12 protein-coding genes are annotated in these 13,962 nt (G+C 71.7%); 9 read left to right on the top strand and 3 right to left on the bottom strand.

Annotation, left to right across the window (positions count from 1 at the left end; all coding sequences use genetic code 11):
- Positions 1 to 68 precede the first annotated feature (68 nt).
- Positions 69 to 1,505, bottom strand: coding sequence for an adenosylhomocysteinase (gene ahcY, locus ACGFN2_RS15030; protein ID WP_393360389.1), 1,437 nt, complete (start codon positions 1,503 to 1,505; stop codon positions 69 to 71).
- Between the two features lie 592 nt (positions 1,506 to 2,097).
- Here ahcY and ACGFN2_RS15025 point away from each other — a divergent pair.
- The 8 genes from ACGFN2_RS15025 to ACGFN2_RS14990 all read left to right on the top strand — a co-directional run bounded on the left by ACGFN2_RS15025 (position 2,098) and on the right by ACGFN2_RS14990 (position 8,666).
- The gene (locus ACGFN2_RS15025; protein WP_362604843.1) at positions 2,098 to 2,463 is read left to right on the top strand and encodes a 6-carboxytetrahydropterin synthase; all 366 of its coding nucleotides are present in this window, start codon (positions 2,098 to 2,100) and stop codon (positions 2,461 to 2,463) included.
- A gap of 97 nt (positions 2,464 to 2,560) precedes the next feature.
- The gene (locus tag ACGFN2_RS15020) at positions 2,561 to 3,232 is read left to right on the top strand and encodes a 7-carboxy-7-deazaguanine synthase QueE (RefSeq protein WP_362604996.1); all 672 of its coding nucleotides are present in this window, start codon (positions 2,561 to 2,563) and stop codon (positions 3,230 to 3,232) included.
- Between the two features lie 5 nt (positions 3,233 to 3,237).
- The gene (gene folE, locus ACGFN2_RS15015) at positions 3,238 to 3,840 is read left to right on the top strand and encodes a GTP cyclohydrolase I (protein WP_362604998.1); all 603 of its coding nucleotides are present in this window, start codon (positions 3,238 to 3,240) and stop codon (positions 3,838 to 3,840) included.
- A 36-nt stretch (positions 3,841 to 3,876) separates the two neighbouring features.
- On the top strand, positions 3,877 to 5,025 hold the full coding sequence (locus tag ACGFN2_RS15010) for an IMP dehydrogenase (protein ID WP_393360387.1): 1,149 nt from the start codon (positions 3,877 to 3,879) through the stop codon (positions 5,023 to 5,025).
- A complete protein-coding gene (gene purB / locus ACGFN2_RS15005) occupies positions 5,022 to 6,407 on the top strand; it encodes an adenylosuccinate lyase (protein WP_393360385.1) in 1,386 nt (461 codons plus the stop codon). Before ACGFN2_RS15010 ends, purB begins: the two co-directional genes overlap by 4 nt.
- The gene (locus tag ACGFN2_RS15000; RefSeq protein ID WP_393360383.1) at positions 6,392 to 7,444 is read left to right on the top strand and encodes an adenylosuccinate synthetase; all 1,053 of its coding nucleotides are present in this window, start codon (positions 6,392 to 6,394) and stop codon (positions 7,442 to 7,444) included. The genes purB and ACGFN2_RS15000 overlap by 16 nt, the downstream gene beginning before the upstream one ends.
- Positions 7,441 to 7,962, top strand: a complete 522-nt coding sequence (locus tag ACGFN2_RS14995; RefSeq protein ID WP_362604851.1) for a phosphoribosyltransferase family protein — start codon at positions 7,441 to 7,443, stop codon at positions 7,960 to 7,962. Before ACGFN2_RS15000 ends, ACGFN2_RS14995 begins: the two co-directional genes overlap by 4 nt.
- A 5-nt stretch (positions 7,963 to 7,967) precedes the next feature.
- Positions 7,968 to 8,666, top strand: coding sequence for an HAD family hydrolase (locus ACGFN2_RS14990; RefSeq protein ID WP_362604853.1), 699 nt, complete (start codon positions 7,968 to 7,970; stop codon positions 8,664 to 8,666).
- A 90-nt stretch (positions 8,667 to 8,756) separates the two neighbouring features.
- Here the strand turns inward: ACGFN2_RS14990 and queC are convergent, their stop codons facing one another.
- Positions 8,757 to 9,473 (bottom strand): 7-cyano-7-deazaguanine synthase QueC, encoded by a 717-nt coding sequence (gene queC, locus ACGFN2_RS14985; protein ID WP_393360381.1) that lies wholly within the window; start codon positions 9,471 to 9,473, stop codon positions 8,757 to 8,759.
- 226 nt (positions 9,474 to 9,699) lie between these two features.
- On the bottom strand, positions 9,700 to 12,582 hold the full coding sequence (locus tag ACGFN2_RS14980) for an AAA family ATPase (protein WP_393360379.1): 2,883 nt from the start codon (positions 12,580 to 12,582) through the stop codon (positions 9,700 to 9,702).
- 376 nt (positions 12,583 to 12,958) lie between these two features.
- On the opposite strand from ACGFN2_RS14980, the gene lipA reads away from it, so the two are divergent.
- Entirely contained in the window at positions 12,959 to 13,945 is a 987-nt protein-coding gene (gene lipA / locus ACGFN2_RS14975; protein ID WP_393360377.1) for a lipoyl synthase, read from the top strand.
- The last annotated feature ends 17 nt before the right edge of the window (positions 13,946 to 13,962 follow it).

Genomic DNA, 13,962 nt, shown 5'->3' with positions numbered 1-13,962 from the left:
TGGGGAATCGGGGGCGGGCCACCGGCCCGGCGGCCGGAAGGCGGCCGCCGGGGACCGGCGATGTGTGCTCAGTAGCGGTAGTTCTCCGGCTTGTAGGGTCCGCCGACGGGCACCCCGAGCTGGACGGCCTGTGCGGCGGTGAGCGTGGTCAGTTCGGCGCCCAGCGTGGGGAGGTGCAGCCTCGCCACCTTCTCGTCGAGGATCTTCGGCAGGTGGTGGACCCCGGGCGGGTAGCCGCCGGCGTTCGTATGCAGCTCAAGCTGTGCCAGCGCCTGGTTCGAGAGCGAACTCGACATCACGAAGCTGGGGTGGTCGGGCGCGTTGCCGAGGTTCATCAGCCTGCCCTCGGACAGCACGATCACCGTATGGCCGTCGGGGAAGGCCCACTCGTGGACCTGTGGCCTGGCCGGCACCTTGCGGATGCCGGGAATGCGGGCCAGGGAGCCGACGTCGATCTCGGTGTCCAGGTGCCCCATGTTCCCCACGATCGCCCGGTGCTTCATCCGGGCCAGGTGCTCGGCGGTGATGACACCCGCACAGCCCGTCGTCGTGATGACGATGTCCGCCTCGCCGATCACCTGCTCCAGGGGCGCGACCAGGAAGCCGTCCATGGCCGCCTGAAAGGCGCAGATGGGATCGATCTCGGTGACGACGACCCGGGCGAGCTGCGCCCGCAGCGCGTCGGCGCAGCCCTTTCCGACGTCGCCGTAACCGCACACCACGGCCAGTTTGCCGCCGATCTGGGTGGCCGTGGCCGCCTTGAGCGCCTCGACCACCGACTGCCGGCACTGGTAGCGGTTGTCGAACTTGGACTTGGTGACCGAGTCGTTGACGCTGATCGCGGGGAACAGCAGGGAGTTCGCCTCGTCGAGCCGCCGCAGCACGGCGGTGCCCGTGGTGGTCTGCTCGCTGGCTCCCCGGACGTTCGCGGCGAGTGTGCTCCAGTACGAGGCGTCGTGTTCAGCGGCGCGCTTCACCACGTCCAGCATCGCGAGCGCGTTCGGGTCCGCCGGCTCCTCGCCGGCCGGGACGCTTCCCGTCTTCTCGTACTCCACTCCCTGGTGCAGCAGCAGGGTGAGACTCCCGCCGTCGTCCATCAGCATGGTCGGGCCACCCCCGTCCGGCCAGGCCAGTACCCGCTGCGCGCACCGCCAGAAGTCCTCCAGGCTCTGGCCCTTCCACGCGAACACCGGGACCGGCCGGCCTCCGGCGGGGCCGACGGCCACGGCCGCTGCGGCACGGTCCTGGGTCGAGAGACGGTTGGAGCCGGCCCAGCGGACCTCCGCGCCCAGGGCCACCAGGGTCTCGATGAGCACGGCGGTCTGAATCGTCAGATGGAGGAATCCACTGATCCGGGCACCGGCGAGCGGCCGCCGGCCCGCGTACTCGGCTCTCAGCGCCATCAGGCCGGTCATCTCGTGCTCGGCCAGGGCGATGTCCTGCCGCCCCGCCACTGCCAGGGCGATATCGGCGATGTCGAGGTCGGTGACTTCTGTGCTCGTCAAGGAACTTCCTTCGGTGTGTGGGGACCCGGAGGACGCGCATGCGGTCTTCGCCGGGAAGGCGATCCGCAGAGCCGTCGGAGGACGGGACGGGCGTCGGACCGGGGTGCCGGAATGTGGGGGCCGGCGCATTCAAGGGCGCGGCACGGGTGTGAGCGCGGTGCCGGCACGCGGACGGGCCCTGCGGCGGGTCCGCGTGTTGCGCGGCACCGAGTCTCCGGCAACTCCCGCTAGATGAACAGTGGTTGACCGGTGTCTCCTTCCGGAGGCAACGGGCGACACGCCGTGCCTGGGACTTCTCCTCCGTCGTGGCCCCTTGGGCAAGGCGCGGGTGGGCCTTTCCCGCGCCTCCGTCCCGATGCCCCCGTACCGCCGCCTCCGCCCCACCGTGTGCGGGCCCCACCGTGCGCGGGGCGCGCCGCACGGTGCTGATTCGGTATCCCGTCCGCTCTTTCTCGGTATGCCCCGGCCCGGGTCACGGTCCTGGCCGTGATGTGCGGGTGCGGGGCCGAACACACCATGGGACCGGCGCTCCCGATGGGCGTCCCCCACGGCGTGACGTGCGGCGCGGTCCTACCTGAGCAGGAGGGTGTACATGGCTTTTCGGATCACCAAGGAGTTCCACTTCTCGGCCAGTCATCAGTTGGCCGAATTGCCGGAGGGCCATCCCTGTGGCCGGATGCACGGCCACAACTATGTGGTGGAGCTGGAGCTCTCGGCGCCGGCGGACGGTCTGGACAAGGCGGGGTTCGTACGGGACTACGGCGACCTCAAGCAGTTCAGCCGGTGGCTGGACACCGAGGTCGATCACCGGCACCTGAACGACGTGCTGACCGACCGCAACCCCTCGGCCGAGAACCTGTCGCAGTGGCTGTACGAGCGCTGGCTGCCGCACTATCCGCAGCTGAGTGCGATACGGGTCTCCGAGACCGCCAAGACCTGGGCGGAGTACCGGCCGTGACGGGCGAGCAGGCCCTGGCGGCACCGGGCCGGGGAGGTGATGCCAAGGTGGAACCGAAGCTCGTGGTCAACGAGATCTTCGGCCCCACTTGAGGACCGTGCAGGGTGAGGGCCCCTCGGCGGGCCGGCGTTGCGCCTTCGTGCGGCTGGGCGGCTGCAATCTGTCCTGCCGTTGGTGCGACACGCCGTACACCTGGGACTGGACCGGTACGGGCGACACCGGGGTCGCCTACGACCCCCGTCGGGAACTGACCCCCATGCCCTGGTCCGAGGTGCTGCGCAGACTCCTCGACTACGACGTACCCCTGATCGTGATCTCCGGCGGGGAACCCCTCAGCCAGCAGCGCCGGATGCTTCCCCTGGTCCGTGAACTGACCGCCGCGGGCCGGAAGATCGAAATCGAGACGAACGGCACCGTCGTCCCGCGGGACGACCTGGTGCGCCTGGGCGTCCGGTTCAACGTCTCGCCCAAGCTGGCGCACTCGGGCGACCCGGAATCACGACGGCTGGTCCCGGAGGCACTGCGCGCCCTCGCCGCGGTGCCCGGAACGGCCTTCAAGTTCGTCTGCCGTCACACGAGCGATCTCGACGAGGTGGCCTCCGTCGTCGAGCGGTACGGCACGGACCCCGTCTGGATCATGCCCGAGGGGCAGCTGCCGGCAGAGGTCGGCCGGCATCTGGCCGCTCTGGGCGACGAGGTCGTGGCGCGAGGCTGGAACTTGACCACTCGACTGCATGTTGCCGTCTGGGGCGACAGGAGAGGTGTGTGAGCACAGTGAGCGGAGCCATGGAACTGGACGTCCTGAACGAGCCGCGCGGGGAGGCACCGTCCCCGGACCCGCTGGAGGACATCGCGCGTCGGCTGCTGGTCGAGATCGGTGAGGACCCCGAACGCGACGGGCTCAAGGAGACGCCGGCGCGATTCGCCCGCTGGTGGCGGGAGTTCTCGCAGTACGACGCCGGAGTCGTCGACACCCTGTTCCCGTTACGGACGGAGGGACAGATGGTGATGGTCTCGGACATCAACGTCTGGTCCCTGTGCGAGCACCATCTGCTGCCGTTCTCCTGCGCGGTCACCATCGCCTACCGGCCGCACGGCGATGTGCTCGGGCTGTCGAAGTTCGCCCGGATCGCGCAGCGGCACGCACACCGGCTGCAGGTGCAGGAACGGCTGGTGCGCGACATCGCGGACGAGGTCACGAAGGTGACGGGTTCGGTGGACGTGGCGGTCATCGCCACGGGTGAGCACCTGTGCATGAGCATGCGGGGCATCCGCACCCCGGCGGCCATGACGTCCTCGGCCTACTCGGGGATCTTCGAGGAGTACGGGCCGGCCCGCCAGGAGCTCGTGGCGACGGTTTTCCAGGGACGCAAGTGAGCGGTTGCCGCCGTCCACGATCGGAGGAGCAGACACGTGGCGATTCGTGAGATCCGTACCGGGCTGAGCCTGGACGACGTCCTGCTGGTGCCGCAGCGGACCTCGGTGGTGAGCCGCTCGGTCACCGACACCGGCACGGAACTGGTGGCCGGAATCCCCTTGCGGGTACCTGTCCTGTCCGCCAACACGCCGTGGTGCACGGGCCGGCGCATGGCCGTGGCCATGGCGGTGTGCGGAGGCCTCGGTGTCGTGCACCGTATGCAGACCGCGGAGGACCAGGCCGCCGAGGTCGCCGCGGTCAAGGCGTCGCCGGTGCCCGAGGGGGCTGAGCACGCCACCGTCGACGGGCAGGGGCGCCTGCGCGCCGGGGCCGCCGTCGGCGTGACCGACGACTATCTGGAGCGGGCGGCACTGCTCGTCGAGGCGGGCGTGGACGTGCTGGTCACCGACGTGGCACACGGCCACGCGGACTATGTGCTCGACACCGTGGAGAAGCTGCGGGCCCAGTTCCCGGGGACACCCCTGATCGCGGGGAACGTCGCCACCGCCGCCGCCACCCGCGACCTGATCGGCGCCGGTGCCGACGCGGTGAAGGTGGGTATCGGCCCCGGTGGCATCTGCACCACCCGGATCGTCGCGGGCAGCGGGGTGCCGCAGCTGACCGCCGTCCTCGACTGCGCGGAGGAGGCGGCCCGCACGGGGACGCCGGTGATCGCGGACGGCGGCATCAAGGCTCCCGGCGACGTGGTCAAGGCGCTGGCGGCGGGCGGCCATTCGGTGATGCTCGGCAGCGCCCTGGCCGGGGCCGACGAGAGCGAGGCGCGGCTGGTGGAACGGGACGGCCGGCCCGTCAAGGTCAGCACCGGCTTCGTCACCTTCGGCATGCGGCTCACCCTCAAGCGGGCCCGCGGCGAGGCGGTCAGCCGGGCGGAACTGGAGGAGTACACCCCCGAGGGGGTCGAGGCCACCTTCGCGCACACCGGCCCGCTGGCCTCGACGCTGCGGCCGTTCCTCGGCGGTCTGCGGTCGGGCATGAGCTACTCCGGCGCGCACACCCTGGCCGAGCTCCGGGAGAAGGCCGAGTTCATCCGGGTGACGCCCGCCGGGCTGTCGGAGAGCCGGCCGCACGCCCTGGGGCGGACCGAGCAGGTGGCCCTGGACTACGCCAAGGAGGCCACCGGATGACGAGCCCCTTGGAGACCGGCCGCTACGGCAGCGAGGAGATGCGTCTGCTGCTCGGCGACCACCGGCGCTACCAGCTGTTCGTGCGGGTGGAAGGCGCGCTGGCCACCGTCCAGGGACGGCTGGGCGTGATCCCGGCCGAGGCCGCCGAGGTGATCGGGGAGCGCGCCCGGACCCACCGGTGCGACCTGGACCGCATCGCCGCGATCGAGGCGATGAGCCGGCACGAACTCTATGCGGTCGTCCAGGAGTTCGCGGAGGGCTGCGCCCCGTACGGACGCTATGTCCACCACGGCGTGACCAGCAGCGATGTGATCGACACCGCCCTCGCCCTGCAGCTCGACGAGGCGATCGGCATCCTCGGCGAACGGCTCCGCACCGTGCTGGGGGTCCTGAAGGGGCAGATCGGCAAGGAGGGGCAGCGGGTGATGATCGGCCGTACGCACGGCCAGCACGCCCAGCCCATCACCCTCGGCTTCAAACTCGCCGTCATCCTCGACCAGTTGACCCGCTGCCTGGAACGGCTGGAGCAGCTGCGCGGACGCGTGGTGATGGGCAAGGTCGCCGGCGCCGTCGGCTCACTGGGCGGCCTGGGGCCCCAGGGCCTCCAGGTGCAGCGTGAGGTGCTGGCCCACCTGAACCTCCCCGAGCCCGAGATCTGCGCCCAGGCGGTGGCCCGGGACCGCATGGCGGAGTTCGTCTGCTGGGCGGCGCTCACCGCGTCGTGCCTGGAGAACCTCGCGACGGAGATCCGCAACCTGCAGCGGACCGAGATAGGCGAGCTGGCCGAGTCCTTCGCCGAGGGCGACCAGATCGGCAGTTCCGCGATGCCGCACAAGCGCAATCCGGTGCGCAGCGAGCGCCTGTGCAGCCTGGCCCGGCTGATGCGGTCGCTGGTCGGCCCGGCGCTGGAGAACGTGGTGACCTGGCACGAGCGGGATCTCGCCAACTCCGCCAACGAGCGCTTCACCCTTCCGCAGGCGTGTGTGCTGCTCGACGAGATGCTCCTCACCACGACCGCCGTGCTGGAGGACCTCCGGGTCTTTCCGCACCGGATGCAGGAGAACCTCGCCCGTTCCCGCAACAGCCATCTCAGCGAGGCGGTGCTGCTGGCCATGATCGACCGTGGCACGGACCGGCTCGACGCCTACCGGCTGCTGCAGCGGGCCAGCGCGACCGCCGCCCGGGAGGAGCGCGACCTGGTGGCGGTGCTGTCGGACGACGCGTCGGTGACCGCGGTACTGCCCGCGGACGAGATCGTGTCGCTGGCCGGAGCGTCCGCGGACGTCGGCTTCTGCGAGAGCCTGACGGACGACACCGTACGCCGGGCCGAAGAGGCACTCGGAAAGTCTTCGGAAGGAGCGGTGACATGCCCGGCACGGTGATCGTGGGCGGCCAGTGGGGTGACGAGGCCAAGGGGAAGATCTCCAGCTATCTGGCCGTCCGGGACGAACCCGCGGTCGCGGTCCGCGCCGGACTGGGGCCGGGAGCGGGGCACACGGTGGTGCACGGCGGGCGCACCCTCAAGCTGCGCCAGCTGCCCAGCGCGGTGATCCACCCGGGCACCCGCCTGCTGCTGGGTGCGGGGGTGCTCGTCCGGCCCGACGTACTGCTGCGGGAGATCGAGGAGTTCGGCGCACCGGGCCGCGTGGGAGTGGACTTCCGCGCCACCGTCATCGACCCCGGCCATCTGCGTGCAGAGGAGGCCGACGAGGTCCTCCGCGAGCGGGTGCGCAGCACGGGCAGCGGGCACGGACCGGCACTGGCGGCCCGTGCCATGCGCTCGGCGCGCCGGGCCGAGGACATCCCGGCGCTGGCCCCCTATCTGGCGGACACCGTGCGGGAGGTGAACGACGCGGTCGACGCGGGGGACCGGGTGCATGTCGAAGGCACCAACGGCTTTGGACTCTCGGTGCTGTACGGCACGTATCCGTACACCGTCGGGAAGGACAGCACGGCGAGCACCGCGGCCGCGGACGCCGGGCTGGGCCCCACCGCGATCGACGAGGTGGTGCTGGTCTTCCGCGCCTACCCGACCCGTGTCGGCGCGGGGCCGTTCCCCACGGAGATGAGCGAGGAGGAGGCCGAACAGCTGGGGATCGTGGAGTACGGCACGGTCACCGGGCGGCGGCGCCGGGCCGGCACCTTCGACCTGGACCAGGCGCGGGAAGCCGTGCGCGTCAACCGCCCGACGCGGATCGCGCTCACCTTCCTCGACCAGGTGGACGCGTCGTGCCGCGCGCTGCGCACCGGGGAGCTGCCCGAGGCCGCGGCGGCGTTCGTGGCACGGGTCGAGGAGGGCCTGGGGCTTCCCGTGGACCTGATCGGCACCGGAGCGGGCACCGCCGATGTCCTCGACCGGTGGCACGAACGGCCCGCCGCGGGCCGGACGATGGCGGCCGGTGCGGGAGGCGACCGATGAGCGGTACTCCGATGTGGCGCCGGGACCGGCTGCTGACCATCAGCTGGGAGACCATGGGCCGGATGCTGGACAGGATGGCCGACGACATCAGGGCCGACGGCTTCGTGCCCTCGGTGGTGGCGGGCATCGCCCGCGGTGGGCTGCCGCCGGCCATCGCCCTGTCGAACCTGCTGGGCGTCGAGGACTTCCGCATCCTGGGCATCCCCCGCAACTCCTCCAACTCCCGCTACAGCGGGCGTGGTGAGGCGGTGTTGCAGTACGTGGTGCCGGAGCGTCCGCTGCACGGCTCCCGGGTGCTGCTGGTCGACGACATCATGGGCGACGGGGGCACCATGGCCCTGGCGAAGCAGACCATGCTGGACCTCGGTGCCGCGGAGGTCCGCACCGCCGTCGTCGTCCGCAACCTGGGAGCGGCCACCACCGCCGACTTCCAGGCGGCCGAGGTGGACGACTGGACGGTCTTCCCCTGGGAGACACCGCCCGGAACCCATGAACTCGCCGTACCGCTGAGGGTGTGAGGCAGATGCCCGATAGCGCGGATCGCGCGGCGCCGGCCACGGTCGTGCTGGACCGGGACGGCACGCTGCTGGATTTCTATGACATGTTCCACCGCTTCGTGCTGGATCTGCACCGGCAGGAGGGGGTGACACCGCCACCCCGTGAGGAGATCCTCGGGTTCGCCTACTGGTCCGCGATCACGAGCGGAGCCCTGCGCATCGGCTCGGTCCGGGTCAAGGACCGGGTGGACGAGGTGGTGCGCCGGTACATGCCGTACGGGCGGCTGTACCCGGGGGTGGTGCCGATGCTGTCGGCGCTGTCCGGCGCGGGCGTGCGGCTCGCGCTGGTCAGTTCCTGGGTCGGCACCGGCCCCACGGTGACCCTGCTCCGGCGCAACGAGGTGCGGGACTGCTTCGGTCCGGTGCTGACCCGGGACGATCTGGGGCCCCGGGACGGCACGGCCACCGACGCCGACTGCAAGACCGAGCTGGCGGGGCGTGCGCTGGACGAGCTGGGCCATGAGCCCGGCCACCGGCTCTACGTCGTGGGGGACACGCCCTCCGATGTCGCCCTGGGCCGCCGCCTGGACGCCGTGGTCGTCGGGGTGCGTACCGGCAACGGGGGAACGCTGCCTCCCCAGGGACATCCCGAAGGGCCGGACGTGCTGCTGGAGTCGGCCGCGGACCTGGGCACGCTGGTGCTCGGGCGGGAGCGGGTGACCTGAGCCGCACTGCGGGCCGGGAACGACGACGGGCCGGACTCCCCGGGGGAGTCCGGCCCGTCCCGTGTGCCGCCGTTCGGGGACGAGGCGGTGTCAGGGCGCCGGGTATGCAGTCACGTCGTCGAGGTAGTCGGTCGGATCGGGCAGTGCGGCGTTGCGGAACGCCTCCCGGCGTTCGTAGCAGGTCCCGCAGGTCCCGCAGTGCCGGTCACCCCCCTTGTAGCAGGACCAGCTCAGCTCCAGGGGAGCACCGAGCCGGGTGCCGTGCGTGGCGATGTCGGTCTTGGACCAGTCGATGAACGGCGCCTCCACCCGGGGAATGGCGAAGCCCTCGTTGGCGACCGCGACCAGGTCACGCAGCCCGTCGACGAACGCCGGCCGGCAGTCCGGGTAGATGAAGTGGTCCCCGGCGTGCATGCCCAGGGCCACGATCGCCGCGCGGTGCGCGACACCTATCGAGACCGCGACGTTCGCCAGCACCGCATTGCGGTTGGGCACGACGGTGGCGCGCATGGACTGCTCCGCGTAGTGCCCGTCGGGCACCGTGACCTGCTCGTCGGTCAGCGCCGATCCGGTCAGCAGCGAGCCGAAGCTCCGCAGGTCGACGACGTGGTGCCGGGCTCCGTAGTGGGCCGCCACCGACCGGGCCGACTCGATCTCCCGGTGGTGCCGCTGCCCGTAGTCGACGGTCACGGCGATGAGGGAGTGGTGCAGGGCGGCGTAGTGAGCCATGAGTGTCGTGGAGTCCATGCCTCCCGACAGCACCACCACGGCCGTGAACGGGTCCGAGCGGGTGTCGTCTTGGTCCATCGGAAAACCTCCGGAAGGGGAAGGAAGGCGGCACGGCCGGGACACGGCCGTGCGGCCGGTTACCTCGGAACATCGTGGTGGCGGCCGGGGCGCGGGGCATCACGGCGCGGGCCGTAGCGCGTCCGGGCGGATACCGAGGGGTGCCGGAAGTTCTCCGAGAGAGCCCGGGCCGGGACGGCGGCGTGCCGGGTCCCCGCAGCCCGGGGGAGCGGCCCGGCGCCGCCGGTCAGCCGAAGGCGGCGGAGTCGACCAGCAGGGGCCACAGGCCGGTGGTGCGGAACAGGTGGGGGAAGTCCTTGCGGCCGGTGATGTCGAGCTTGCGGTAGGCACTGGAGAGGTGGAGTTCCACCGTGCGGCGGGTGATGTGAAGCGTGGTCGCGATCCGTTCGTTGGTCGAACCGCGTACGGCATCGATGAGGATCTGCTTCTCCCGTTTGGTCAGCTTCAGGACGCCGCCCAGCGGGGAACGGCCGGCGGAGCGCCCCTCCGCCGCGGCCAGCCGCTGCCGCAGCCGCACCGCGAGCGGCCGTGCTCCGCACCGGTCGGCCAGTTCGAGCGCCGTGCTCAGCTGCGTCAGCGCCTCGTCGTGGCGTCCTTCGTCGAACAGCAGGCAGGCCAGGTCGGCGGAGGCGTGCGCGAGGTCGAAGTCGGCGCCCGCGTCCGTCAGCAGCCGTATCGCCTCCCGCAGCAGCTTCCCGGCCTCGGGCGTGTCCGGCAGGGCACCGAGGGCCCGCAGGGCGATGCCCCGTTCCCGCGGGGTGCCCGCCGCCTCGGCCGACCGCAGCAGCCGGTCCGCGGTGTCGCGGGCTTCCGCGTCCCGTCCCAGCTGCGTCAGCAGGTCGACCGCGTGGAGAGACGAGTGGACGCCTCCGGTGGCCCCGTCCGGGGTGTCCGCGCCCAGGGCCTCGGCCAAGTCCCGTGCGGCGCCCGGCAGATCACCGCTGTCGGCCCGCAGACGGGCGCGGGTGATCCACACGTCCCGGTGGAGCCAGCCGGGCGGCAGGCTGCCCAGACAGCCGTGCTCGCGCAGCAGCGCGCGGGCTTCGTCGCCGCGCCCCATGGCGAGCTGGACCTCCGCCAGCATCCCCACGATCCAGACCAGCAGCGGGTGCTGATAGCGCGTCTTGTGCCGGACGATGGCCTCCAGGCATTCGTGGAGCTCGTCGTGGGCGTCGCGCAGCCGGCCGCGCAGCAGGGCCATCCGCGCGGTGACGGGCAACAGCAACGTCCGGTGCAGCGGGTGCTCATGGCACCGCGCACAGTCCTCGTGCCGCCGCAGATGGGCTGCCACGTCCTCGTCGCGGCCGTTCCAGGTCAAGACCATCAGCGCCATCAGCTTCAGCACCGGGTGCAGGCACAGCCCCGTGTCCGTCCGCAGGGCCTCCCGCGCCTGCGCCACCGCCTGCGCCGGCCGGCCGCCGCCGAGGTGGCTGCGCAGGGCACCCATGACCAGGGCCGCGGCGGCGGCCTGCTCCGCACCGCAGAACTCGGCGGCCGGTGCGGTGCGCCTGCCCAGCCCGTGTCCCTTCGGCGCGAGGCGTTCCTCGCTGAGCTGGGCGGCGGTGGGCAGCGGGTAGGCGTTGAGGCTGTCGAGCATCCGGTGCACCTGGTGCCAGCCGGACAGCCGGGCCCACGTGGGCCCGGCGGTGATGGTGGTCCTGGCCGCCTCGCCGGGCTGGAAGCCGAGGTAGAGCGCGGTGCTGATACGGGCCAGAAGGGGCAGGCGCAGCGCGTCGTCCGTGGTCTCCGCCAGCGTCCTGATCGCCTCGTCGATGCCCTGGACCCGGTTGATCGCCATCGTGGCGTCGGTGAGCTGGAGCAGCGCCGCCCGGCGGGCCTCGCCCGAAGCCGCCTGTACGGCGTGCGCCAGGTAGCGCCGGGCCCGGTGTGGTTCCCGCGCGGCGAGTGCCGCCTGCCCGGCCCGCATCAGTACCGGGACCGGCCAGGAGTCCTCCAGCGTCACGGTCGACGCGGTGAGGTGACCGGCGATCTGCTCGGCCGGGGCCTGTCTGCCGTGGAGGTAGGCGGCGGCGGCGAGATGCGCGGCGTTGCGGGCCATCAGGGTCATCCGGCCCAGGAGCGCGTCGCGTACGACGGGGTGCCGCAGCGACAGCTTGTCGCTGTCCCCGACCAGGCGCATACAGACCAGCAGGTCGACGGCGGCGAGGGTCTCGGACAGCGACAGACCGCTGAGGTGGCTGACGAGGAGTGGACTGGCGGCCGCGTTGGTCTCCGCGAGGGCGATGGCGGTGGCGACCTTCCCGGCGTTGGGGTCGGTCCGCATCAGCCGGGTCCCGATGAACTCGGCCACGGAGGCGGGCCGAAGGGCCGCGGCCGGTGCCCGGTCGGGGGAGTCCGCCGGCCGGTCGCGCAGCACCCGGGCGACCTCGGTGAGCAGGAACGGGTTGCCCGCACAGGCCCGGTGACACTCCGCCACGAGGCCATCGGCCGGAGTGCGGTGCAGCATCCGGCGCAGCAGCGCGGCGGCCTGCGCCCGGGTGAGCCCTTCCAGCCGCCGGTGCCGCGTGCCGACCAGCAGTTCGTGCCGTTCTCCGGGGCCGCCGCCGCTCTCTCCGTCCCGCACGGACGCCACCAGGAGCACCCGGGTGAGGTGCGGGGTCAGGAGCGCGCGCCGGAGGAAGTCCAGCGAGGCGGTGTCGGCCTGGTGGGCGTCGTCGAGGGAGAGGACCACGGACGCGCCGGACGTCAGCTCCACGAGGGCGGTCAGGACGGGAGGGAGCAGGTCGTCCGGGGCCGCCCCCGGGTCCGGCGGGCCGGTCGGGGACGCCAGGGCCGCGTCGAGCGCCGCGCGGCAGCCGTGCGCCGCCGGCAGAAGGGCGGTGAGTTGCGCGGCCAGTTGGCGCACGAGACCGAGCGGGTGATTGCGGTCGTGAAGCGAGCACACCAGGTCGATGGTGTGACACCCCTGAGCACGGGCGGAGGCCGAGAACGCGCGCAGCAGGCTGGTCCGCCCGATGCCCGGTTCCCCGGTCACGAGAAACCGGACCGCTCCGCCCCGGGCGCAGTCCTCCAGGGCCTGACCGAGCAGGCGCAGCTCGTTCTGACGACCCGTCATGGACACCCGCTGCCCATCCTCTGTGCGATGCATGAAGCTCCTCTGTCACAGATCACTGCTCTTTCCCCTGCAGCATCAACTGTGTGCTCGCAACGACGGCATTCTGAACGAGTTGGCCATTGCCCTTCATAAGAGGCAAACAGGCAACGCGGCGCCCTCCGCGGCCTCGCGGACCATCGCGTTCCACCACCGAGCCGCTGTCCGTACGGCCGGACAGTCCCCGAAACATCGTTTTCAGGTCACTGTGCCGACAGCCGGGCGGAAGGGCCGGTGGTGGCGTGCCCTGCGCACCAGGCCCGGAACTGAGCATTCCGGCCGGGCCGAATACGACCGGTCACGGTCACCGGCCGGGCGTAGCCTGACCCGGCCAGAACGTTGCTCCTCACCCGTGCAAAGAGAGGTACCGGACGTGCCCGCTGTCGCACCCGACGGACGCAGGATGTTGCGCCTGGAGGTCCGGAACAGCCAGACCCCCATCGAGCGCAAGCCTGAGTGGATCAAGACCCGCGCGACGATGGGTCCCGAGTACAACCACCTTCTGGGCCTGGTCAAGAGCGAGGGTCTGCACACGGTCTGCCAGGAGGCGGGCTGTCCCAACATCTTCGAATGCTGGGAGGACCGCGAGGCCACCTTCCTCATCGGCGGCGAGCAGTGCACCCGCCGCTGCGACTTCTGTCTCATCGACACCGGCAAGCCGCAGCCCCTGGACCGCGACGAGCCCCGCCGGGTGGGCGAGTCCGTCGTCTCGATGGACCTCAACTACGCGACGATCACCGGCGTCGCGCGCGACGACCTGGCGGACGGCGGCGCCTGGCTGTACGCGGAGACCGTACGGCGCATCCACGCGATGACGGCGGAGCGCGAGGACGGCCGCACCAAAGTGGAACTGCTCGCCCCCGACTTCAACGGTGCACCGGAGGCACTGGCCGAGGTCTTCTCGTGCCGTCCCGAGGTCTTCGCCCACAACGTCGAGACGGTCCCGCGGATCTTCAAGCGGATTCGCCCCGGCTTCCGCTACGAGCGCTCGCTGGAGGTCATCACCAAGTCCCGCGAGGCCGGTCTGGTCACCAAGTCCAACCTGATCCTGGGCATGGGCGAGACCCGCGAGGAGATCAGCCAGGCGCTGCAGGACCTCTACGACGCGGGCTGCGAACTGATCACCATCACCCAGTACCTCCGCCCGTCGCCGCGCCACCACCCCGTCGACCGCTGGGTCAAGCCCGCCGAGTTCGTGGAGCTGAAGGAAGAAGCCGACGAGATCGGCTACGCCGGCGTCATGTCCGGCCCGCTGGTCCGCTCCTCCTACCGCGCCGGCCGCCTCTACCAGCAGGCCATGGAGCGGCGTGGCGCCCCGGGGGCCGAGGTGCCCTTCCGTGCTTCTCGGGCGAGCCGGTAGGCGTCGGCCTCGCGGAT

It is taken from the genome of Streptomyces sp. NPDC048612 (genome assembly GCF_043199295.1).
Lineage (GTDB): Bacteria > Actinomycetota > Actinomycetes > Streptomycetales > Streptomycetaceae > Streptomyces.
The sequence above is the reverse complement of the archived record's forward strand: the minus strand, read 5'-3'. Positions and strand labels throughout refer to the sequence as shown.

Excerpts from the sequence above, each read along its gene's own strand:
- ACGFN2_RS15025 (WP_362604843.1), top strand. The coding sequence starts at position 2,098 with ATGGCTTTTCGGATCACCAAGGAGTTCCACTTCTCGGCCAGTCATCAG.
- purB (WP_393360385.1), top strand. The coding sequence starts at position 5,022 with ATGACGAGCCCCTTGGAGACCGGCCGCTACGGCAGCGAGGAGATGCGT.
- ACGFN2_RS15000 (WP_393360383.1), top strand. The coding sequence starts at position 6,392 with ATGCCCGGCACGGTGATCGTGGGCGGCCAGTGGGGTGACGAGGCCAAG.
- ACGFN2_RS14995 (WP_362604851.1), top strand. The coding sequence starts at position 7,441 with ATGAGCGGTACTCCGATGTGGCGCCGGGACCGGCTGCTGACCATCAGC.
- ACGFN2_RS14990 (WP_362604853.1), top strand. The coding sequence starts at position 7,968 with ATGCCCGATAGCGCGGATCGCGCGGCGCCGGCCACGGTCGTGCTGGAC.
- queC (WP_393360381.1), bottom strand. The coding sequence starts at position 9,473 with ATGGACCAAGACGACACCCGCTCGGACCCGTTCACGGCCGTGGTGGTG.
- ACGFN2_RS14980 (WP_393360379.1), bottom strand. The coding sequence starts at position 12,582 with ATGCATCGCACAGAGGATGGGCAGCGGGTGTCCATGACGGGTCGTCAG.